The sequence below is a fragment of the Labedella gwakjiensis genome, from assembly GCF_003014675.1.
GTDB classification, from domain to species: domain Bacteria; phylum Actinomycetota; class Actinomycetes; order Actinomycetales; family Microbacteriaceae; genus Labedella; species Labedella gwakjiensis.
Window position 1 is genome coordinate 2,479,856 of sequence record NZ_PYAU01000001.1, and the last position, 22,534, is coordinate 2,502,389.

Below are 22,534 nucleotides of genomic sequence, written 5' to 3' on the forward strand. Positions count from 1 at the left end.
CGAGACGGACTCCGGGGCGCCGCGATGCCGTGGGGACATCGACGACAGCGGTCGTCGGAGAACCGGCGACCGTCGTGCTGCCTTCCATCCGGACTCGAGCCGATCCGTGAGGATCGACCCATAACCGTCGGTGCCGGAGTTCCACCGGCTCAACCGCACGAATGCGGGTCGCGGACTATCACCGCCGGTTCGGACTCTCACCGACCCCGGAGCACGTGTCTCCTGCGATCATAAATCACCGCGACCGGCACGGGGTCATTCGCGCCTGTGAGGTTTCCCTGCGTGACGCGGGTCCCGTCAGGATCCGTGAGCCCTCGCCGCCATGGTCTCGTCCACGAGCCGACGTGCCGTGCCCGAATCGACGATGAGATCGGTGACGATTCCGGCCGCCAGCGCCCCTTTCAGGCTCGGGATCTTCGACACCCCGGACACGACGCACACGCGGCGCGCGACGCCGCGGAGCACCGCGATCCCCGGGCCGGACGATCGCGCGTTGAGCGCGACCCCGTCCTCGCTCCCGTCCTCGCGATAGAAGACGGTCGCGACGTCGCCGACGACACCGGCCGTCGACAGGCTCGCGAAGTCCTCGTCGTCGAGATAGCCGCCGATGTACACGTGGCTCGGAACGCCGGCGAACGGGGAACCGAGGCCGAACACGGCGATGTCGAGCGCGCGCTGCATGGCGACGACGCGAGCCACGCTGCGCTCGCGCCAGAGGGCAGCCTTCGTCTCGGGATCATCGAAGAACGCGGGGACGGGGAACTGCTGGACGTGGGCTCCGTACGCCGATCCGTACCTCTCGAGGATCTCGCTCGCGTAGAGGATGCCCGTGGTCCGCGGGTTGGCTGCACCATTGAGCTGGACGATGTTCGAGTTGTGGGTGGCCTTGGGGACCAGGTGTCGGGAGATCGCGCTCATCGTGGAGCCCCAGGCGATGCCCATCGACATGTTGGAGTCGAAGAACGTGCCGAGAATTCGTGCAGCCGACACCGCGACGCGCTCGAGCCGGTCGACGTCGCCCGTCTGGTCGGGAACGGGGACGACGTGGGCGACGATCCCGAACAGGCTGGCGATGTCGCCCTCGAGCTGACGGGGCATGTCGAACGGCGAGTGGACGCGGATGTCCACAAGCCCCGTTTCGCGGGCGTGGCTGAGCAGCCGGGAGACGGATGATCGCGACGTGCCCAGTTCCGCGGCGATCGCCTCCATCGTGAGGTCCTGCAGGTAATAGAGCTGGGCGGCCGTCAGCGCGTCCCGTGTCTTGGAGCTCAGGGTCCCCGGTACGTCCACGATCGCTCCTCCTCGGTGCACGTTTGTGCAACGTGCTTGAACAGACGTGAGTCTACGCCGATGATCGATGCGAGGGCACGAGCGGAATCCGAACGCAGACGTGCCTATCGACCGTCGCAAGGAGCACACCGTGGTTCGTCCTACCCCCCGCCCGTCCGAACGCCGCGCGACCGTCTCGGCCATCGCCGAACGGCCGAACGCCCAGGTGCTCGTCATCGGCGCCGGCATCAACGGAATCGCCACGTTCCGCGACCTCGCCCTCCAGGGGATCGACGTCGTCCTCGTCGAGCGCGACGACTTCGTCTCGGGCGCCTCGTCCGCGTCGTCCCACATGATCCACGGCGGCGTCCGCTACCTCGAGAACGGCGAGTTCCGCCTCGTCCGCGAGTCCGTGCAGGAGCGAAACCGACTCATCAAGACGGCGCCGCACTACGTCAAGCCGCTGCGCACGACCATCCCGATCTACTCGACGTTCTCGGGCATCCTCTCGGCGCCTCTGCGTTTCCTCACGCACAAGGCCGGAAAGCCGACCGAGCGCGGTGCGGCCCTCATCAAGGTCGGCATGGTCCTCTACGACTCCTTCTCGCGGGACGGCGGATCGGTGCCCCGCCACCGGTTCCTCGGGCGCACCCGTTCTCTCGAGGAACTGCCCCGCCTGAACGCCGGCCTCAAGTACACCGCCACCTACTACGACGCCTCCATGCACGACCCGGAGCGCCTCGCGCTGGACGTGCTCCGCGACGGCGTCGAGACCGGTCCGACCGCGCGCGCGGCGAACCGGCTCTCCGCCGTGGGGGCCGACGGCGGCTCCATCGTGCTCCGTGACGAGGAGACGGGGGAGACCTTCCCCTTCACCGCCGACGTGGTGGTCAACGCGAGCGGGCCCTGGACCGACCTGACCAACGCCGGCCTCGGCAAGCCCACCTCCTACATGGGAGGGACGAAGGGCTCGCACATCGTCCTCGACCACCCGGAGCTGCTCGAGGCCACAGGTGGCCGCGAGATCTTCTTCGAGCACGAGGACGGCCGCATCGTCCTCATCTACCCGCTCAAGGGGATGGTCATGGTCGGCACCACCGACCTCGAGGCCGACCCCACGAAGCCGGCCGTGTGCACGGAGGAGGAGGTCGACTACTTCTTCGACCTCGTGAAGCACGTCTTCCCCGACATCGCCGTCGACCGCTCGCAGATCGTCTACCGCTTCTCCGGCATCCGCCCGCTGCCCGGCCACGGCGACACGGCACCCGGTTTCGTGTCCCGCGACTACCGGATCGTTGAGGGCGACCTCGCCGGGACCCCCGTCCTCAGCCTCGTCGGCGGGAAGTGGACCACGTTCCGCGCCCTCGGCGAGCACCTCGCGAACGAGGTCCTCGGCAAGCTCGGCCGCGAGCGCACCGTGTCGACGACGTCGCTCCCGATCGGTGGGGGCCGCGACTACCCGACGACCCCGGCTGCGCGCCGGGTGTGGGTGAGCTCTCGCGCCGACGCGCTCTCGACCGAGCGGGTCGACGAGTTGCTCGAGCGCTACGGCACCCGCGCGGACGCGTTCATCGCGCTCGCCGACGAGGCGGACGAGCAGCCGCTCGAGACGGTGCCGTCCTACAGCCGCGAAGAGATCGCGCACATCGTGCGCACCGAGCAGGTCGTCCACCTCGACGATCTCCTCCTCCGCCGCACGAGCATCGCCTTCACGGGCCGCGCGTCGCGTGCAGCGCTCCACGAACTCGCCGAGATCACCGCCGGTGTGCTCGGTTGGGACGAGACGACGACCGACGCCGAGGTGGAGCGCATGGCTGCCCTGCTCGTCGAGCGTCACGGGGTCGATCTCGATGCCTCTACACGCAAGGAGACCAACGGCGTCCGCTGAACGATCCACAGCGGGGACCATCGGCCCTTGTTGCGACTCCCACCTGGCGCTACGTTTCAGGTGGGTTGACAATCCTTGCCGATCGTCGGGATAGACCCGGCCGGCATACCTGAAAGAAGGTCAATGTGGACACTCCTCTGGCAACTATCTTCCTGAGCGAGGTGGTCGGTACCGCGATGCTGCTCCTCCTCGGTGGAGGTGTGGTGGCGACGGCGATCCTCGCGAAGTCGAAGGGTCTCGGCGGCGGTTGGCTGCTCATCAACTTCGGTTGGGGTCTCGCGGTCTTCGCCGGTGTGACCGTCTCCTACGCGTCCGGCGCCCACCTGAACCCGGCCGTCACGATCGGCCTGCTGGTGAAGGGCGATCTGGACTTCCCCACGGCCCTCGTCTACTGGGCCGCACAGATGGTCGGTGCGATCATCGGTGCGGTGTTCGTGTGGCTCACCTTCAAGCAGCACCTCGACGCTGAAGAGGACCCGGGCGCCAAGCTCGGCGTCTTCTCGACGGGCCCGGCCATCCGCAACTACGGCTGGAACCTCGTCACCGAGATCGTCGCGACGTTCGTCCTCGTGTTCGTCGTCATCGGCTTCGGCCGGGTCGGCGACGCCGAGCTCGGTGTCCCGGCTGGCCTCGCAGCCCTCGGAGCTCTCCCCGTCGCGCTTCTCGTCGTCGGTATCGGTGCATCCCTCGGTGGACCGACCGGTTACGCCATCAACCCGGCACGTGACCTCGGCCCGCGCATCGTGCACGCGCTCCTGCCGATCAAGGGCAAGGGTTCGAGCGACTGGTCGTACGCCTGGGTCCCGATCGTCGGCCCGCTCATCGGCGGCGCGCTCGCCGGTGGTCTGTCCGGAGTCCTCCTCCCCATCATGTGATCCCCGCGGGTGCGGCGACCTCGATCGCCGCACCCGACCCCCCGTTACACGCTGTCCCAACAAAGGAGTTAACCCATGGCGCAATACGTCATCGCCATCGACCAGGGCACGACCTCGTCGCGTGCTATCGTCTTCGACAAGTCGGGCTCGATCGTGAGCACCGGCCAGCTCGAGCACGAGCAGATCTTCCCAAAGGCCGGATGGGTCGAGCACGACCCCAAGGAGATCTGGAACAACACCCGCGAGGTGATCGGTCAGGCGCTTTCGAAGGCGAACATCACCCGTCACGACATCGCCGCCATCGGCATCACGAACCAGCGCGAGACCGCCGTGGTGTGGGACCGCAACACGGGCGAGCCCGTCTACAACGCGATCGTGTGGCAGGACACCCGAACCCAGTCGATCGTCGACCGGCTCGCCAAGGACGGCGGAGTCGAGCGCTTCAAGAAGACGGTCGGGCTCCCGCTCGCCACCTACTTCTCGGGCACGAAGATCGTCTGGATCCTCGAGAACGTCGAGGGTGCGCGTGAGAAGGCCGAGGCCGGCGACCTCATGTTCGGCACCACCGACACCTGGGTGCTGTGGAACCTCACGGGTGGGACGGACGGCGGCATCCACGTCACCGACGTGACGAACGCGAGCCGCACGCTCTTCATGGACCTCGAGACCCTCGAGTGGGACGAGGACATCCTCGCGACCTTCGGCGTGCCGAAGTCGATGCTCCCGGAGATCAAGTCCTCGAGCGAGGTCTACGGCAACGCGTCGACGCACAGCCTCCTGCGCGAGGTCCCGATCGCCGGAATCCTCGGCGACCAGCAGGCCGCCACCTTCGGTCAGGCCGCCTTCCAGACCGGTGAGGCGAAGAACACCTACGGCACCGGTAACTTCATCATCTTCAACACGGGTGAGGAGATCGTCCACTCCGAGAACGGGCTGCTCACGACCCTCGGGTACAAGCTCGGCGACGCGAAGCCCCACTACGCGCTCGAAGGTTCGATCGCCGTCACGGGTTCGCTCGTGCAGTGGCTCCGCGACAACCTCGGCATGTTCGCGCAGGCTCCGGACATCGAGGAGCTCGCCAAGAAGGTCGAAGACAACGGAGGAGCGTACTTCGTTCCGGCGTTCTCCGGCTTGTTCGCGCCGTACTGGCGTCCGGACGCCCGCGGTGCCCTCGTCGGCCTCACGCGCTACGTGAACAAGAACCACATCGCGCGCGCTGCTCTCGAGTCGACGGCGTTCCAGACGGCCGAGGTCATCGACGCCGTCAACGCCGACTCCGGTGTGCCCCTCACGGAGCTCAAGGTCGACGGCGGAATGACCGCCAATGACACGCTCATGCAGTTCCAGGCCGACATGCTCGGTGTGCCGGTCGTGCGTCCGGTCGTCGCCGAGACCACGGCGCTCGGTGCCGCGTACGCCGCCGGTCTCGCCGTCGGATTCTGGTCCGACCTCGATGACCTCGCCAAGAACTGGCAGGAGGACAAGCGCTGGGAGCCGTCCATGCCGCAGGAGCAGCGCGACAAGCTCTACCGCAGCTGGAAGAAGGCCGTCACGAAGACTTTCGACTGGGTGGACGAGGACGTCGACTGACCTTCACCACCGCGTGACCTGACGGCCGCGGGAGCACTCGGATCGAGTGCTCCCGCGGCTTTCTCGTGTTCAGGGGTCCCTCAGGCTCCCGCGGGGGGCCACACGCCGATGATGAGGGCCATGATGACGATCGTGACGAACTCGTGGGCGCAGTTGAGCACCGTGAGCCCCGTCGGTCTGTTGTCGAACGCGTCGTGCGTGATGAAGCGGGCTGCGGTGAAGCCGGCCCAGAGGGTGCCCGCTGTGACGAGTGCGCCGACGAGGAAGCCGCCGCCGTAGAAGTCGTACGCGATCCACGTCGCGCCTGCGAGCACCCAGGACGTGACGAAGCTCACGATCACGGTGACGATGATGGGCCGCACGGCGTCGGAGGCTCGACCGGACGGCGTGATGTTCGCGAGTCGCATCCATCGGTCGCCGAACACCTTCGGCGCGTACCAGATCGAGCCCACGACCATGCTCGACAGCGTCGCGAGGATGACCGCGATGTAGTTGATCTCCGGGACCATGACGCACCTTCCCGTCGTCGCGCCGCGCGGCGACTCATCAGGGTCAGTGTGGCACGGAGCTCAGCCTCCGACAGCCTCAGCCGGCCAACCAGGTGCCGACGAGCGCTCATCGGTGTTCAGGATCGCCGCCGTCCACTCATCCTCCCGACCGGAGCGCCCGACGGCTCCGAGACGTCGAGTGCCCTCGAACCGCAGTCCCGCGCCGTGCGCCACCCGCGCGGACGGTCGATTACCCCGGTACGCCCTCCACTGCACACGCTGGAGACCGACCCCGTCAGCGGCGAACGCGTGGTCGATCACGGCTGCGACGGCCTCGGACATGATGCCAGCGCCGCGCGCCACCGGTGCGAGCCAGTACCCGATCTCGGCTGCACCGTCCTCGATGCCTTCCAGGCCGATCATGCCGACGAGCGTCGCGGACCGTCCGTCGCCATCGAGCTCGGAGGCGAGGCGGATCGCCCACGTCCGGGTCTTCCCTGTCTCCCACCCGGCCGTGACGAAGTCCCTGACGAAGGTCTCCGCGTCTCTCCTGCTGTAGGGGGACGGAACGGTGGTCCACCGTTGCACCGACTCGTCCTGGCAGGCCGACGTGATGTCGTCGACGTCGTCTCCGGTCGGGATCGAGAGGACGAGCCGCGCGGTCCGCAGCTCGATGGGGGCCGTCATGCGTCTGTCACCGCCGCCGGAGGAGTCCGACTCGGTCGTACACGTCCGACAGGGTCGCGTCGGCGACGGTGTCGGCCTTCTCGGCGTTGAGCGACAGGATGCGATCGAGCTCCGCCGGGTCGTCGAGCAGCTCGAGAGCGCGTGCCCGCACCGGTTCGAACTCCGACAGCACCAGCTCGGCGATGGCCTTCTTGAAGTCTCCGTAACCCGACCCCGCGAACTCGTCCTCCAGTTCGGCGATGGAGCGACCGGACAGCGCGGAGTGGATCGTGAGCAGGTTCGACACCCCTGGTTTGGTCTCGCGATCGAAGCGCACGGACCCCTCGTCGTCGGTCACGGCGCGCATGATCTTCTTGCGGTTGACCGCCGGATCGTCGAGCAGCCACAGAACACCGGCCTGCGACTCGGACGACTTCGACATCTTCGACGTGGGGTTCTGGAGGTCGTAGATGCGGGCGGTCTCCTTCTGAACCATCGCCTCGGGGATCGTGAACGTCGTGCCGTAGCGCGAATTGAAGCGCTCCGCGAGGTCGCGCGTCAGTTCGATGTGCTGCCGCTGGTCGTCGCCGACGGGAACCACGTTCGTCTGGTACAGCAGGATGTCTGCCGCCATGAGCACCGGGTACGCGAACAGGCCGACCGACGTGGCGTCCGAACCGTAGCGCGCCGACTTGTCCTTGAACTGCGTCATCCGGCCGGCCTCGCCGAAGCCGGTGATGGTGTTGAGGATCCACGCCAGCTCGGCGTGGGCGCGTACGTGCGACTGAACGTAGAGCGTTGACTTCTCGGGCTCGATACCGGCGGCGATGTACTGGGCGGCGGTGCGCCGGGTCTTGTCCCGCAGCTCCGCGGCCTCGTTCGGCTGTGTGAGCGCGTGCAGGTCGACGACGGAGAAGAAGGCGTCGTGCGTGCTCTGGAGGTCACGCCATTGGAGGAGGGCTCCGATGTAGTTGCCGATCTGGAGCGAATCGGCCGACGGCTGCATTCCGGAGTAGAGACGGGGCGAGGTCATGGTGGTCCTTCGCGAGACGGTCCGCGTACGACGCGGACCCGGTGGATGGGTGAGAAGGGGGCGTGGGGTCAGATCGCGTAGTCGACGACCACGGGCGCGTGGTCCGACCATCGCGTGTCCCAGGCCGAGGCCTTGTCGATCTCGTAGGACACGACCGTCCGGGCGAGGGCGGGGGAGGCCACATGGTAGTCGAGGCGCCAGCCGGTGTCCGTGTCGAACGCCTTGCCGCGCTGAGACCACCACGTGTACGGCCCCTCGACCTCGCCGGCGTGAACACGGCCGACGTCGACCCAGCCGTGACCGGGGCCGACGCTGCCGTCGACGCCCGTGATCTGCTCTCCCTCGGCGCCGAAGAAGCGGTCGAAGTAGGCGCGCTCTTCCGGCAGGAATCCGGCGTTCTTGCGATTGCCCTTCCAGTTCTTGATGTCGAGCTCGCGGTGGCCCACGTTGAGGTCGCCCACGACGAGGGCGTATTCGGCGTGCGCTCGAAGCTCGGGGAGGCGGGCCGTCATCGCGTCGAGGAACCTGTACTTCTCGACCTGCTTGGGCGTGCCCACCTCGCCGGAGTGCACGTAGGTGGACACGACGGTGATGGGAGTGCCGTCGACGTCGTAGTCGGCCTCGATCCAGCGTCCTGCGCTGTCGAAGTCCTCGGCGCCGAAGTCGACGCGATGGACGTCGGCCGCGCGGCGGCTGGCGAGCGCGACGCCCGCACGGCCTTTCGCCGTTGCTTCGTCATGGAGCACTGTCCACTCGGGGCCGAGCAGCCCCTCGATGTCGGAGGTCGACGCTCGCACCTCCTGCATCGCGAGGATGTCGATGTCGCGCCCAGCGAGCCAATCGCCCATGCCCTTCCGGTACGCGGCACGGATGCCGTTGACGTTGACAGAGGCGACACGAAGGGGACGAGCGGGCATGCTCCCAGTTTAGGGGCGACCACCGACAGCCCGTTCGGGGCGTCAACCGACGACGATGGGCTCTTTCTCGGCGGCGCGCGCCTCCGCGTCCTCCCTCTCGGCGTTTTCGAGGGCTCGTCTGGCGCGGAACCGACTGATCGGCCCCGTCGCCTCGTCGAGGCGAGTCCGTGCGGCGTCGAGAGCGGCGGCCGCCACGATCCGCCTCGCCTCGCGTTCCCGACGCTCGCGCTGTTCCGGTGTGTAGTGGGTCACCTCGATGCCGCGGTCGTCGAGGCTCACGGCGATCCACGCGGCACAGAGGAGCACGACGCGCCAGACGATGGCGAACCAGAGGAGGAGACCGATGAAGACCGCGAACGTCGCGAGGAGGGGATTGCGACCGGCTCCTCCGAGGATGAGACCGCTCACCACGCTGAGCGCTGCCAGTGCGACACTCCCCATTCCCGCTCCGATCAACAGGAACCTCGGGGGGATCGGGATAGCGGAGAGCACACGGAAGATGAGCGACAGCGCGACGACGTTGACGACCACGGAGACGAGGATGCCGACGGCGCGCACGCCGACGACGACGGGCAGCGAGTCCTCGTTCAGTCGGAGGATTCCCACCACCCAGTCGAGGGCGGCGGTGCTCACGACGGAGGCGAGTCCGCCGGCGACGAGCAGGAGCCCGAATCCGAGTGCGAGGCCGAGATCGATCGCCTTCTGCAGCACGAAGATGCGCGTCACGGGCGGGGCCCCGAACACCGCGCGCACGGCCTGCCGCATGAACCCGAGCCAGCCGATCGCCGTCCACAGCAGACCCACGAGTGCGATGGCGCCCGTCCAGTTGGCGACGCTCGCGCTCGCGAGCGCCTCACGGGAGATGATCCCGTCGTCCTCGGTCGCGCCGATCAGTCCCGGGACGTAGCTGTTGATGATGTCGACGAGACCGTCGAGCAGGTCGGGGGTCGAACGCAACCAGAAACCCGCCACGGCGAAGCCCACGAAGATCGCGGCGAACACCGCGAACACGGATTGGAAGCTCATCCCGGCCGAGAGCAGGTCACCGTCGCGCTCGGTGAACCGCGTGAGGACGCGCACCGGCTTCAGCCGCATCACGCGCTCCGTGAGTGTCGTCATGCGCTGAACGAGCGTCGGCGAGTCCTGTTCGGGTGTCTCCGTCGTGCTCGCTCGGCTCATGGCCAGAAGCCTACAGATTCGCGCGGACCCAGTTCGCGCGTTGCGTCGTGCCGCATACGGGGGGTGTTCTGACAGAATGATCCGAGGGCAATCGTGTGAGCGGACCTGTGGTCCGGGTCCGAGCCCTCCGTCCGTCGTCGTCCGAGGTGAGTTCGTGAATCCCAGCATCCGCTACTCCGCGTGGACGGAGAGCCCCGATTGGGTGCTGCTCGTCACGCGGAAGATCGTACTGGCGCTCAACTCCGCCCCCGACCCTGCGCTCATCCACAAGCTGTGGGCCGTCGCGTCGAACGACGACGCGACGGTCGATCGTGTCCTCCGGGATGTCCCCGCCGACGTCGGCGGAGTGCCGCTCCCGTTCGCCGTCGTCGGCCTCCCGGAGGACGGCGAGACGGCGCTCACCCTCTTCGTGCACGCCGGCGCTGGCCTCGACGTCCTGGTGTCCGGGGTGCGACGCCGCATCGCCGCCGAGGGGAGCCCGTGGTTCCGCACGAGCCTCGACGGCGTCACGCACCTCTCGCTCGGCGATCCCGCCCAGATCCACGCCCCGGCGCTCCCGCTCGCCGACGGTGTCGTCAGGGCCGCTCGTCTCGACATGGTCTTCGCGGACGAGCGCCTCACCCAGCCGCGCACGGGCTCCATGTCGGCGGTCGACGTCGCGCACGACGGTCACACCGTGCTGCGCTCGGACCTCCCTCGCCCACGCGATCTGGACGAGGGGATCGAGCCGGCCCCGGCCCACGGCCCGCGGAGCCTGCTCTTCGGCTACCGCCTCAACGGCAGTCAGCCCTTCGCTCTCGACGTTCCCCACTTCTTCGGCCGCAACCCCAAGCGCCCGCCGGCCGGCGGCCGCGTCGTCGTGGTCCAGTCCTCGACGAAGTCCGTCTCCGCGACGCACGTCGAGATCGAGCAGCTCGGCGACAGTGTCGTCGTCACCGACCTGAAGTCCACGAACGGCACGTCCCTCATCGTTCCGGGCGCGAGCTGGCAGCGCTTGGCCGCCGGCCAATCCCTCGTCGTGCCGGCCGGCACCTTCATCGACATCGGTGACGGCAACGTGATCGAGATCATGCCGGGCCAGCCCCTCGCCGCCGGCCACTAGCCCCCCCCTTACCCCAAAAAGATCGCGATCCGGCACGAATTTTCGTGTTGGATCGCGATCTTTTTGGGGTGAAGAAGGGGTGTCAGGCGGTGCCTCGCATCATCGCGGACTTGACCTCCGCGATCGCCTGGGTCACCTGGATGCCGCGAGGGCACGCCTCGGTGCAGTTGAACGTGGTGCGGCAGCGCCACACGCCGTCCTTGCCCCCGAGGATGTCGAGGCGGACCTTCGCCTCGTCGTCGCGGGAGTCGAAGATGAAGCGGTGCGCGTTCACGATGGCGGCCGGGCCGAAGTACTGGCCGTCGGTCCAGAACACGGGGCACGACGAGGTGCACGCGGCGCACAGGATGCACTTCGTGGTGTCGTCGAAGCGGGCGCGGTCGGCGACCGACTGCACGCGCTCCTTGCCGGCGCCCGGCTCCGTGCGGGCCTGGAGGAACGGCTGGACCTCGCGGTAGGAGGCGAAGAACGGCTCCATGTCGACGATGAGGTCCTTCTCGAGGGGGAGGCCCTTGATCGCCTCGACGTAGATCGGCTTCGAGATGTCGAGGTCCTTGATGAGCGTCTTGCAGGCCAGACGGTTGCGCCCGTTGATGCGCATCGCGTCGGAACCGCAGATCCCGTGGGCGCAGGAGCGGCGGAACGTGAGCGAGCCGTCCTGGTCCCACTTAATCTTGTGCAGCGCGTCGAGGATGCGGTCCGTCGCGAACATCTCCACGTCGAAGTCCTGCCAGCGCGGCTCCTCGTCCACCTCCGGGTCGAACCGGCGGATGATGAGGGTCACGGTGAACGACTGGATCGCGTCAGCGTCGCTCGGTGCTGCGTCGAGGGTGGCCGTCGACATGTCAGTACTTCCTCTCCATCGGCTGGTACCGGGTGATGACCACGGGCTTCCAATCGAGCCGGATGTGGTCGGCCGGGTTCGCGGAATGGGGGTCACCCGACAGGTACGCCATCGTGTGCTTCATGTAGTTCTCGTCGTCGCGCTTCGGGAAGTCGTCGCGCATGTGACCGCCACGGCTCTCCTCGCGGTTCCGCGCCGAGAACACGACGACCTCGGCGAGGTCGAGCAGGAAGCCCAGCTCGATCGCCTCGAGGAGGTCGGTGTTGTACCGCTTGCCCTTGTCCTGCACCGAGATGCCGAGGTAGCGCTCGCGCAGACCGTGGATGGTCTCGGTCACCTCAGCGAGCGACTCGTCGGTCCGGAACACCTGGGCGTTGCGGTCCATGTTGTCCTGCAGCTCCTTGCGGAGCGCGGCGACGCGCTCCGTGCCGGTGGCCGAGCGCAGCTGCGAGATGAGTTCGCGGATCTCCTTGGTGGGATCCTCCGGCAGCGGCGTGAAGTCGACGTTCTGCACGTACTCGGCCGCGTTCCGACCGGCGCGCTTGCCGAACACGTTGATGTCGAGGAGAGAGTTGGTGCCGAGACGGTTGGAGCCGTGCACCGACACGCAAGCGCACTCGCCGGCGGCGTAGAGCCCGGGGACCACGGTCGTGTTGTCGCGCAGGACCTCGGCCGCGACGTTCGTGGGGATGCCGCCCATCGCGTAGTGCGCCGTAGGCATGACGGGAACCGGCTCGACGACAGGGTCGACGCCCAGGTACGTGCGGGCGAATTCGGTGATGTCGGGGAGCTTCGTCTCGAGCACCTCCGCGCCGAGGTGGGTGCAGTCGAGGAGGACGTAGTCCTTGTGCGGACCGGCGCCGCGGCCCTCCGCCACCTCCTGGACCATGCAGCGCGCGACGATGTCACGGGGGGCGAGGTCCTTGATGGTGGGGGCGTAGCGTTCCATGAAGCGCTCGCCCGAGGCGTTGCGCAGGATCGCGCCCTCGCCTCGAGCGCCCTCGGTGAGGAGGATGCCGAGCCCGGCGAGGCCCGTGGGGTGGAACTGGAAGAACTCCATGTCCTCGAGGGGGAGCTTCTTGCGCCAGATGATGCCGACGCCGTCGCCCGTGAGGGTGTGCGCGTTCGAGGTGGTCTTGTAGATCTTCCCGAAGCCACCGGTGGCGAAGATGATCGCCTTCGACTGGAAGACGTGGAGGTCCCCGGTGGAGAGCTCGTACGCGACGACGCCGGACGGCTGCTCGACCCCGTCGACCTCGGTCATCACGACGTCGAGGACGTAGAACTCGTTGAAGAAGTTGATGCCGAGCCTGACGCAGTTCTGGAAGAGCGTCTGCAGGATCATGTGCCCGGTGCGGTCGGCGGCGTAGCAGGCGCGGCGCACGGGCGCCTTGCCGTGGTCGCGCGTGTGGCCGCCGAACCGGCGCTGGTCGATCTTCCCCTCCGGCGTGCGGTTGAACGGCAGGCCCATGTTCTCGAGGTCGATGACCGCGTCGATGGCCTCCTTCGCGAGGATCTCCGCAGCGTCCTGGTCGACGAGGTAGTCGCCTCCCTTGACCGTGTCGAAGGTGTGCCACTCCCAGCTGTCCTCTTCGACGTTCGCGAGTGCCGCGGCCATGCCGCCCTGCGCTGCTCCCGTGTGGGAGCGCGTCGGGTAGAGCTTGGAGATCACGGCCGTCTTGGCGCCGGGCCCGGCCTCGATCGCCGCGCGCATGCCGGCGCCGCCGGCGCCCACGATGACGATGTCGAACTGGTGGTAGTGGACGCCGTCGACGACGGTCGACTCGGAAGAGGGTGCTGTTGAGTTCGTCATGGGTCCTGAGGTCACGGAGCGGGGCAGAAGGAGGGCAGCAGGTGCGCCTGATCGGCGGGCACCACGGGGCACGGGTCGAAGGTGAAGACGACGAGCGTGCCGAGCAGGATGAGGACGACGACCGATGCGGCGATGGCTCCGAGGAGCACCTTCCGCAGGCGGGGCGAACGCGCGTAGTCGTTGACGATCGTGCGCATTCCGTTGCCGCCGTGGATCATGGCGAGCCACAGCATGAGCGTGTCCCAGACCATCCAGAACGGGTCGGACCACTTGCCGCCGACGAACGCGAAGTCGATCGCCTTCACGCCTTCGCCGACCATGAGGTTGACGAAGAGGTGGCCGAAGATCAGGACGATGAGGATCACACCGGAGACCCGCATGTAGACCCATCCCCACTTCTCCCAGTTGACGCCGCGACGCTTCGCGGAGCCCGCAGGGGTGCGGGGCGATTCGATGGTGGTGGATGTCATGGCCGGCCCCCTAGTGGCTGAACACGTTGATGAGGTGCCGCGGCACGAAACCGATCATCGTGACGACCCACAGGCCGATCACGACGTAGAACATGACGCGCTGGTATCGCGTGCCCTTCGACCAGAAGTCGATGAGGATGATCCGCAGTCCGTTGAAGGCGTGGAAGACGATCGCGCCGACGAGCGCCGTCTCGCCCAGACCCATGATGGGCGTCTGGTACGTGCCGATGACCGCGTTGTACGCCTCGGGCGAGACGCGGACGAGTGCCGTGTCGAGCACGTGCACGAGGAGGAAGAAGAAGATGGACACGCCCGTGATCCGGTGCAGCACCCACGACCACATGCCTTCGCGGCCGCGGTACAGCGTTCCGGATGGACGGCGCGACGTCGTCGTGGACGGATCGGGTTGTCTCGATTGCTCCGGTGTTCCGACAGTCTTCACTGACACGAAACGACCTCCCAGTTCGACGGGGGCTGTCGGAGCCGACAGGCTCCGTGCGTCACTTCGGCGCGTGGGTCCAGTGTATTCGGGCGCGTCCAAATTGTCCCTTTAGGGCACCCTAAGTGTCTCGACGTCGAGATTTCGTGCTAGAGCCACGTCTTCCGCTTGAACACGGCGTAGAGGGCTGCTCCCGACCCGGCGAGCAGCGCGAGGGCGAAGGGGTACCCGAACGCCCAGTGCAGTTCGGGCATGTTGTCGAAGTTCATCCCGTAGATGCCCGTGATCACCGTGGGACCGAACAGGATCGCTGCCCACGCGGAGATGCGTTTGACGACCTCTCCCTGTTCGAGGCTCGTCTCGGTCATGCGGGCGATCTCGTCGTTCTGCCGCTGGGCGACGAGTGTGCCGTTGACCGTGAGGATGTCGCGCAGGAGCTGCCGGAAGGCCGTGACCTTCTCGTCGACGTGCACGAGGTGGTCCGCGACGTCCCGGAGCCCGCGCTGCAGCTCGGGCGCGACCCCGTACTTGTCGCTGCCGAGCTCGAGGCGGCGGACGACGTCGAGGAGGGGCTGCTCGGCGCGCTCGAAGGCGATGACCTCGCGGGAGAGCTCGTAGATGCGCCTCGAGACGGTCGCGTCGCCCTCGAAGACCTCCTCTTCGATCTCGTCGATGTCGTTCGAGAGGCCGCGGATCACGGGCTGGTACTCGTCCACGACGGCGTCGATGATCGCGTACAGGACGGCGTGCGGGCCGAGCCTCAGGAGTTGGGGGTTGTCCTCCATGCGCGAGCGCACACCCGTGAGCTGGGGTGCTTCGGCGTGGCGCAGGGTGACGATGAAGTTCGGTCCGAGGAACACGTGGAGCTCCCCGAAGACGAGGCGCTCGGTCTCGTCGACGTAGTCCGCGGCGCGCAGGACGATGAAGAGCACGTCGTCGTATCGCTCCATCTTGGGTCGCTGGTGCGCGAGCACGGCGTCCTCGACGGCGAGAGCGTGCAGCCCGAATTCGTGTGCGATCTCCCCGACCTCGTTCTCGTCCGGACGGTAGAGCCCGATCCAGGCGAAGGAGTCGGGCGTCTCGCGCAGAGTCGCGAACGCCTCCTGGAGGCTGTCGGGCGCCGAGACCTTCCGTCCATCCGAGTAGATGCCGGCCGCCACGAGGCTGTCCCGATCGTCCGGAGCGTGCACGAGCCGTCTCGCGCCTCGCGCCGAGACGTTCCGTCGGGGGTCGGGGAGCGGGATACCGAGGGTGTTCGAGTCGTCCACGTGTGTCCCTTCCGTGACGACACCACTGTAGACCTGCCCACAGTGCCGTCAGCCCGGAAATCCTCCCGTCACGCGGTCTCGGTATGGTGGCCCCATGACGACGTCTCTCGAGCGGTTCTACAGCGTGATCCCGGCCGGCGGTATCGGCTCCCGGCTGTGGCCGCTGTCTCGCGCCGACGCGCCCAAGTTCCTGCACGATCTCACGGGCAGCGGCACGACTCTGCTGCGCGCGACATACGACCGTCTCGCACCCCTCGCGGGCGCCGAACGCATCATGGTCGTCACGGGGCGCGCCCACCGCTCGGCGGTGGAGGCCCAGCTCCCGGGGATCGCCGACCACAACATCGTCTTGGAGAGCGAACCGCGCGAGTCATCCGCGGCGATCGGCCTCGCTGCGGCCATCCTGTCGCGGCGCGAGCCCGATGTGATCATCGGATCGTTCGCCGCCGACCACGTCATCAGGAGCTCCCGTCAGTTCCGCGCCACCGTGGCGGAGGCCGCCGCGGCCGCCGATGCCGGATACGTCACGACGATCGGTATCCAGCCGACGGAGCCGGCCATCGGATTCGGTTACATCAACAGCGGCGAGAGCCTCGAGATCGCGTCGTCGCCGAGCGCGATGCGCGTCCGCTCGTTCGTCGAGAAGCCCGATCTGGCGACCGCACGTCGCTATCTGCGGTCCGGGGAGTACCTCTGGAACGCCGGCATGTTCATCAGCCGTGCCGACGTGCTCCTCGAGGAGCTCGGCCGCTCGGAGCCCGCCCTGCGTGACGGCCTGCTCGAACTCGCAGCCGTGTGGGACGACCCGGCTCTGCGCGGGCCGGCCGTCGACCGGATCTGGCCGGAGCTCCCGAAGGTCGCGATCGACTACTCCGTCGCCGAGCCGGCGGCGAAGGCCGGACGGCTCGCTGTCGTTCCCGGACACTTCGACTGGGACGACGTCGGCGATTTCGCGTCGCTCGCCAAGATCAACTCGGGCGGACGTCCGTCGGATCTCGCGATCCTCGGCGAGAACGCCCGCGTGCTCGCGGACTCGTCGAGCGGCATCGTCGTGACCCAGACGGAGAGGGTGATCAGCCTCATCGGGGTGAAGGACATCGTGGTGGTGGACACCCCCGACGCGCTGCTCGTGACCACGCGGGAGAACGCGCAGCGCGTGAAGTCGGTCGTCGACGCCCTCAAGCTGTCGGGCCGCGGCGACGTCCTGTGATCCGTCACTCGAGCGAGCGGACGTGCTCATCTTGCAGTTCCCGGCGCAACTGAGGAGAGTTGTCTCCGCGCCCCGCGCCACCGGCCGCAGCGCGGCTCCACCCGACCAGCTGAACACTCGACCAGCGGAGACCCAGTGACCACCATCCAGCCGGAACCGGGCAACACGTCCTTGCCTGACCTCACCTCGTACGACGCCATCCTCTTCGACCTCGACGGGGTGCTCACGCCCACCGCCGACGTGCACATGCACGCCTGGAAGGTCATGTTCACGGAGCTCTTCGACGCGTGGGGCGTCGCAAAGCCGTACACGGACGACGACTACTACCTCTCCCTCGACGGGATGCAGCGGTATGAGGGCGTCTCGCGGCTCCTCGCCTCCCGCGGGATCGACCTCCCCTGGGGCTCGCCCGACGACGCACCGACGGCCGAGACCGTCTGCGGCGTCGGCAACCGGAAGAACGTCGTGTTCGCCGACATCCTCGAGCGTGACGGCGTCACGGCGTACCCCGGTTCGATCGCCATGCTCGACGTCCTCGAGGCGGCCGGTACCCCGAAGGCCGTCGTGTCGAGCTCGAAGAACGCCGAGTCCGTCCTCCGAGCCGCTGGTCTCCGCGACCGCTTCCCCGTCGTGGTCGACGGCGCCGTCGCGGAGGTCGAGGGGCTGCCGAGCAAGCCAGCCCCCGACATGTTCCTGCTCGGAGCCACACGGCTCGGCGTGGATCCCGCGCGCTCCGTCGTCGTGGAGGACGCGGCATCGGGCGTGGCCGCCGGGGTCACCGGTGGCTTCGCCCTCGTCCTCGGAGTCGACAGGGGAGCTGGGCCCGACGCGCTGCTCGCCGCCGGCGCGCACCTCGTGGTCCCCGATCTCTCCGATCTCCTGGGGGCCGCGGCCCCCTCCTCCCACTGACGTTCACCCACCCCACCTCCAGCGAAGGAACGACACGCCCATGGCGATGATGGACCGCGAACGCTTCCCGGTCGACCCGTGGAAGCTCGTCGAGAAGACGTACGATCTCGACTCGGCCGGCCAAGCGGAGACCCTGTTCTCCATCGGGAACGGCTACCTCGGCATGCGCGGCAACAACGCGGAGGGTCGGAAGGCGCACGAGCACGGCACCTTCATCAACGGCCTCCACGAGACGTGGCCGATCCGCCACGCCGAGCAGGCCTATGGCTTCGCCGAGGTGGGGCAGACCATCGTGAACGCGCCGGACGCCAAGGTCATGCGCCTCTACGTGGACGACGAGCCGCTCTCGCTCGACGAGGCCGAGCTCATCGACTACACCCGCACCCTCGACTTCCGCAGTGGGGTGCTCACGCGCGAGCTGCTGTGGTTCACGCCGGCCGGCAAGCGTGTTCGCGTGCGGACGAGTCGGATGGTCTCCTTCGTCGAGCGCCACCTCGCGGTCATGACCATGGAGGTCACGGTCGAGGACTCCGATGCCCCCGTCACGATCTCCTGCCAGATGCTCAACCGCCAGGACGGCGAGGACGAGTACGGCGGTGCCCCCGGACGGAGCGGCAAGTCCTTCGATCCGCGGAAGACCGACAAGATCTCCGAGCGCGTGCTCGTGCCGGGGGAGTACTGGCAGGACGGCGGGCGGAGCGTCCTGAGCTACCGCGTGGCGAACTCCGGAATGACGGTCGCCGTCGCGGCCGACCACGCCATCGAGACCGAGAACGACTACGTCCATCGCACGATCGTCGAGCCCGACATCGCGAAGAACGTCTACCGCGTTCAGGCGAAGGCCGGTGTACCCATCAGCGTGACGAAGTTCGTGAGCTACCACTCGTCTCGCGGAGCGCCGACGCGCGAGCTCATCAACCGCTGCCGCCGCACCCTCGACCGCGCGCGGTCCGAGGGTCTCGCCGCCCAGTACGAGAAGCAGCGCGACTGGCTCGACACCTACTGGGCCGCGTCCGACGTGGAGATCGACGGGCAGCCGGAGATCCAGCAGGCCGTGCGGTGGAACCTGCTCCAGCTCGCACAAGCGGCCGCGCGCGCCGATGGGCTCGGCATTCCCGCCAAGGGCCTCACGGGGAGCGGCTACAGCGGCCACTACTTCTGGGACACCGAGATCTACGTGCTCCCCTTCCTCAGTTACACGACGCCGCTCTTCGCCCGCAATGCGCTGCGGATGCGCGAGCAGATGCTGCCGGCGGCCCGGAAGCGTGCCGGCCAGTTGAACGAGGATGGGGCGCTCTTCCCCTGGCGCACGATCAGCGGAGAGGAGGCGTCCGCCTACTACGCGGCGGGTACGGCCCAGTACCACATCAACGCCGACGTGACCTTCGCGCTCGCGCGCTACGTTCGGGCGACGGGCGACACCGACTTCCTGCACCGCGGAGCGATCGACATCGCGGTGGAGACGGCTCGACTGTGGACGACGCTCGGTTTCTGGCGCATCGTGGACGAGGAGACGGAGACGTTCCACATCCACGGGGTCACCGGCCCTGACGAGTACACGACGGTCGTCAACGACAACCTCTTCACGAACGTCATGGCGCGTTTCAACCTGCGGTATGCGGCGCAGTGCGTCCGTGAGCTCAAGGAGACGGACCCGCGGGGCTTCGCGCTCCTCACGGCCCGCCTGTCGCTCGACGCCGACGAGGTCGAGGAGTGGGAGCGCATCGCGGAGTCGATGATGATCCCGTACTCGGAGGCGCTCGGCATCCACCCGCAGGACGCGCAGTTCCTCGACCGTGAGGTGTGGGACCTCGCGAACACGCCGAAGGAGCGGATGCCCCTCCTGCTCCACTTCCACCCTCTCGTCATCTACCGGTTCCAGGTGCTCAAGCAGGCGGACGTCGTGCTCGCCCTGTTCCTCCAGGGCGGCGAGTTCACGCACGACGAGAAACTCGCCGACTTCGAGTACTACGACCCGCTGACCACGGGGGACTCCACGCTGTCCGGGGCCGTGCAGTCGATCATCGCCGCGGAGATCGGGTACCAGGACCTCGCGCTCGAGTACTTCACCGACTCGCTCTTCGTCGACCTCGCGGACCTCCACAACAATTCGTCGGACGGCGTTCACGTCGCATCGGCCGGTGGCGTGTGGAGCTCCCTCGTGAGCGGCTTCGGCGGTATGCGCGACTACGACGGCTCGCTGTCGTTCGACCCCCGACTGCCGGCCGAGTGGACGAAGCTCGCCTTCAACCTCACCTGGCGCGGGAGCAAGCTCGTCGTGCGCGTGCGGACGAACGAGTTCAGCGTTGAGGTCGTCGAGGGCGAGGCCGTCGACTTCTCCGTCCGCGGGAAGGACTACACCGTGGAGGCCGGCGCGGAGCTCGTGGTGCCCCTGCGCGACCAGGGTCCGCGCATCCCCGGCAAGCCCACGCAGCGCATCCACTCGCGGGCGCGTCGCGACGACGGTACCCTCATGACGGCGAGCCTGCCCGTGGTGAGCAACTACCTGCAGGAGGACGACATCGAGGGCGGTTCCTGACACCGTCTCCGACGGTGCGCGATCCATCGCGCGATGACGCCCGGCCGGCACCACGGATTCCCCGGATCCGTGGCGCCGGCCTTTCCGTCGGCGCGCCCGTCTGTTAGCGTCGAGAGGTGAAGTTGTAACGCCATTCCTCCCCGCGTCCGAGGCGCTCCCGTTCGATCCGGGAGCTTATGCCCGGCGGGTGATCCGGTTTCCGGGCGTTCGTGATCCGCACCTCCTGTCTTCTCCTGGCTCTGTCCGTGGGGACGACGCTCTACACAGCGGAAGGTCAACGCCCCCTTTCCAGACGGCGGTGCAGCCTTGCGATCTTCCTCTCCCTCTTCGTCCTCCTCCTCTGCCCAGACGGCTCGTCCGTCGTCCCCCGAGCTCGACCACATCCGGCTCGACGGCGTCTCCCGCCGCTTCGGCGACCGGCGGGTCCTCACGGACGTGTCGTTCGTGGTGCCGCCGGGATCGCGCACGGGACTCATCGGCGAGAACGGTGCCGGCAAATCCACGCTGCTCCGGATCGTCGCGGGGGTCGATGACCCCGACGGCGGGACAATCGCCTCCCCGCGCCGGATCGGGATGCTCTGGCAGGAGGTGCCGCGATCCGCGTCGACGACCGTCGGCGGGCTCCTCGATGCCGCGACGGACGAGGTCAGAGCTCTCGAGCGGGACCTCTCGGACGCCGCCGACGCGCTCGCCGACGGTGACCCGTCCGCCGCCGAGCGCTACGCGGCCGCACTCGACGCCGCCGAGCGAGCCGACGTCTGGTCGCTCGCCGCGCGACTGGACGTCGTGCTCGATGCACTCGGTGTCGCGGACGTCGACAGGTCCCGGCTCGTCTCGGACGTGAGCGGTGGACAGAGGTCACGGCTGGCCCTCGCAGGCCTGCTGCTGTCTCGCCCGGACGCCCTCCTCCTCGACGAGCCGACGAATCACCTCGACGACGTGGCCGTCGCCTTCCTGCGCGACGAACTCGTCGGGTGGAACGGTCCCGTCCTGTTCGCGAGCCACGATCGTGCATTCCTCGACGAGGTCGCGACGGGGCTCGTCGATCTCGACCCGGCGCGCACCCCGAGCGACCCGCGCGGCACCGGGGCGGGCGTCGCCGTCTTCGGAGGCGGCTTCAGCGACTACCTCGCCGTCAAAGCGGCGGAGCGCGACCGCTGGGAGCGGAGATTCCGCGAGGAGGAGCAGCGCTTGCGCGAACTCAGGGAGACCGTGTCAGGCACGGGCGAGTCCCTCCGGTTCACCGGTGTCCGGAGGGACAACGACAAGTACATCGGTCCCTTCAAGGGCGCGAAGGTCGAGGCGCAGATCAGCCGCCGGATCGGCAATGCCGAGCGTCGCATCGAGGACCTCGAGGCCCATCGTGTCGAGGCCCCGCCGACGCCCCTCGCCTTCGCGGGGATCCCGGCCGGATTCGGATCCATCGGGGGTGGCGAGCCGCTCGTGAGCGTGAGGGACGCCGTCGTGCCGGGACGTCTTCGTGTCGAGCGGCTCGACGTGAAGCCCGACACCCGGCTGCTCGTGACGGGAGCGAACGGGGCGGGCAAGTCGACGCTCCTCGCGCTGCTCGCCGGGACGGTGGCCACGGACGGAGGGCGCGTCGCGCGGAGGAAGGGGCTGCGGATCGGGCTCCTCGAACAGGACGTCAGCTTCGCCGATCCGTCGGCCTCTCCTCGAACCGTCTACGAGAAGGCGCTCGGGGAGGAGCGCGCCTCGCGCATCCCGCTCGCGGGGCTCGGCCTCGTGAACGCGACCGACCTCGACCGCCCCGTGTCGCAGCTGTCGGTCGGGCAGCAGCGACGCGTCGCCCTCGCGCTGATCCTGGCGAGGCCACCCCACGTATTCCTGCTCGACGAGCCGACGAACCACCTGTCCCTCGCGCTCGCGACCGACCTCGAGGACGCACTCGGCGCATACCCGGGAGCGGTCGTCATCGCGAGCCACGACCGCTGGTTGAGGCGGCGCTGGGCGGGCGAGGAGATCGTCATCAACCGGGGCGGATCGGTCGTCCAGGGGGTCTGAACACGGTGCTCCC

At 68.1% G+C, this 22,534-nt stretch carries 19 protein-coding genes and 1 riboswitch; of the genes, 8 read left to right on the forward strand and 11 right to left on the reverse strand.

The annotated features are described in order from the left end of the window. Positions 1-70 precede the first annotated feature (70 nt). Positions 71-219: riboswitch (FMN riboswitch) on the reverse strand. 78 nt (positions 220-297) lie between these two features. Beyond that, the gene (locus CLV49_RS11695) at positions 298-1,290 is read right to left on the reverse strand and encodes a sugar-binding transcriptional regulator (protein WP_279432397.1); all 993 of its coding nucleotides are present in this window, start codon (positions 1,288-1,290) and stop codon (positions 298-300) included. A gap of 130 nt (positions 1,291-1,420) precedes the next feature. Here CLV49_RS11695 and CLV49_RS11700 point away from each other — a divergent pair, with 130 nt between their 5' ends. From CLV49_RS11700 to glpK, 3 genes are all read left to right on the forward strand, one after another. After that, a complete protein-coding gene (locus CLV49_RS11700) occupies positions 1,421-3,157 on the forward strand; it encodes a glycerol-3-phosphate dehydrogenase/oxidase (RefSeq protein WP_243696597.1) in 1,737 nt (578 codons plus the stop codon). A 125-nt stretch (positions 3,158-3,282) separates the two neighbouring features. Next, positions 3,283-4,032: an MIP/aquaporin family protein gene (locus CLV49_RS11705; protein ID WP_279432396.1), complete on the forward strand. Its 750-nt coding sequence runs from the start codon at positions 3,283-3,285 to the stop codon at positions 4,030-4,032. 75 nt (positions 4,033-4,107) lie between these two features. Further along, positions 4,108-5,622, forward strand: a complete 1,515-nt coding sequence (glpK, locus tag CLV49_RS11710) for a glycerol kinase GlpK (protein WP_106563700.1) — start codon at positions 4,108-4,110, stop codon at positions 5,620-5,622. An 80-nt stretch (positions 5,623-5,702) separates the two neighbouring features. Here glpK and CLV49_RS11715 read toward each other — a convergent pair whose 3' ends face one another. From CLV49_RS11715 to CLV49_RS11735, 5 genes are all read right to left on the reverse strand, one after another. Continuing rightward, positions 5,703-6,131 (reverse strand): DUF1761 domain-containing protein, encoded by a 429-nt coding sequence (locus CLV49_RS11715; RefSeq protein ID WP_106563701.1) that lies wholly within the window; start codon positions 6,129-6,131, stop codon positions 5,703-5,705. A 60-nt stretch (positions 6,132-6,191) separates the two neighbouring features. After that, positions 6,192-6,797 carry a GNAT family N-acetyltransferase gene (locus CLV49_RS11720; RefSeq protein WP_106563702.1) on the reverse strand — a complete coding sequence of 202 codons (606 nt, stop codon included), beginning with the start codon at positions 6,795-6,797 and terminating at the stop codon, positions 6,192-6,194. A gap of 7 nt (positions 6,798-6,804) precedes the next feature. Continuing rightward, a complete protein-coding gene (gene trpS / locus CLV49_RS11725) occupies positions 6,805-7,809 on the reverse strand; it encodes a tryptophan--tRNA ligase (RefSeq protein ID WP_106563703.1) in 1,005 nt (334 codons plus the stop codon). Positions 7,810-7,877: 68 nt separating this feature from the next. Further along, on the reverse strand, positions 7,878-8,726 hold the full coding sequence (locus tag CLV49_RS11730) for an exodeoxyribonuclease III (RefSeq protein ID WP_106563704.1): 849 nt from the start codon (positions 8,724-8,726) through the stop codon (positions 7,878-7,880). A 42-nt stretch (positions 8,727-8,768) separates the two neighbouring features. Further along, the gene (locus tag CLV49_RS11735; protein ID WP_158261966.1) at positions 8,769-9,905 is read right to left on the reverse strand and encodes a YihY/virulence factor BrkB family protein; all 1,137 of its coding nucleotides are present in this window, start codon (positions 9,903-9,905) and stop codon (positions 8,769-8,771) included. Positions 9,906-10,059: 154 nt separating this feature from the next. Here CLV49_RS11735 and CLV49_RS11740 point away from each other — a divergent pair, with 154 nt between their 5' ends. Continuing rightward, positions 10,060-11,007, forward strand: a complete 948-nt coding sequence (locus CLV49_RS11740; RefSeq protein ID WP_106563706.1) for an FHA domain-containing protein — start codon at positions 10,060-10,062, stop codon at positions 11,005-11,007. A gap of 82 nt (positions 11,008-11,089) precedes the next feature. On the opposite strand, the gene CLV49_RS11745 is transcribed toward CLV49_RS11740, so the two are convergent. From CLV49_RS11745 to CLV49_RS11765, 5 genes are all read right to left on the reverse strand, one after another. Next, complete coding sequence (locus CLV49_RS11745; RefSeq protein WP_106563707.1) at positions 11,090-11,851, reverse strand: succinate dehydrogenase iron-sulfur subunit; 762 nt, start codon at positions 11,849-11,851, stop codon at positions 11,090-11,092. Between the two features lies 1 nt (position 11,852). Next, entirely contained in the window at positions 11,853-13,664 is a 1,812-nt protein-coding gene (sdhA, locus tag CLV49_RS11750; RefSeq protein ID WP_106563708.1) for a succinate dehydrogenase flavoprotein subunit, read from the reverse strand. Positions 13,665-13,675: 11 nt separating this feature from the next. Continuing rightward, entirely contained in the window at positions 13,676-14,134 is a 459-nt protein-coding gene (locus CLV49_RS11755; protein ID WP_106563709.1) for a succinate dehydrogenase hydrophobic membrane anchor subunit, read from the reverse strand. Between the two features lie 10 nt (positions 14,135-14,144). Next, a complete protein-coding gene (sdhC, locus tag CLV49_RS11760; protein WP_424978391.1) occupies positions 14,145-14,582 on the reverse strand; it encodes a succinate dehydrogenase, cytochrome b556 subunit in 438 nt (145 codons plus the stop codon). A 140-nt stretch (positions 14,583-14,722) separates the two neighbouring features. Further along, on the reverse strand, positions 14,723-15,841 hold the full coding sequence (locus tag CLV49_RS11765) for a magnesium and cobalt transport protein CorA (protein WP_424978389.1): 1,119 nt from the start codon (positions 15,839-15,841) through the stop codon (positions 14,723-14,725). A gap of 94 nt (positions 15,842-15,935) precedes the next feature. Here CLV49_RS11765 and CLV49_RS11770 point away from each other — a divergent pair, with 94 nt between their 5' ends. From CLV49_RS11770 to CLV49_RS11785, 4 genes are all read left to right on the forward strand, one after another. Continuing rightward, positions 15,936-17,051 carry a mannose-1-phosphate guanylyltransferase gene (locus tag CLV49_RS11770; protein WP_106563711.1) on the forward strand — a complete coding sequence of 372 codons (1,116 nt, stop codon included), beginning with the start codon at positions 15,936-15,938 and terminating at the stop codon, positions 17,049-17,051. A 135-nt stretch (positions 17,052-17,186) separates the two neighbouring features. Continuing rightward, positions 17,187-17,960, forward strand: a complete 774-nt coding sequence (locus tag CLV49_RS11775) for an HAD family hydrolase (protein ID WP_243696596.1) — start codon at positions 17,187-17,189, stop codon at positions 17,958-17,960. A gap of 46 nt (positions 17,961-18,006) precedes the next feature. Beyond that, a complete protein-coding gene (locus CLV49_RS11780) occupies positions 18,007-20,499 on the forward strand; it encodes a glycoside hydrolase family 65 protein (protein ID WP_106565059.1) in 2,493 nt (830 codons plus the stop codon). A 306-nt stretch (positions 20,500-20,805) separates the two neighbouring features. Further along, a complete protein-coding gene (locus CLV49_RS11785) occupies positions 20,806-22,521 on the forward strand; it encodes an ABC-F family ATP-binding cassette domain-containing protein (protein WP_243696595.1) in 1,716 nt (571 codons plus the stop codon). Positions 22,522-22,534: the final 13 nt, after the last annotated feature.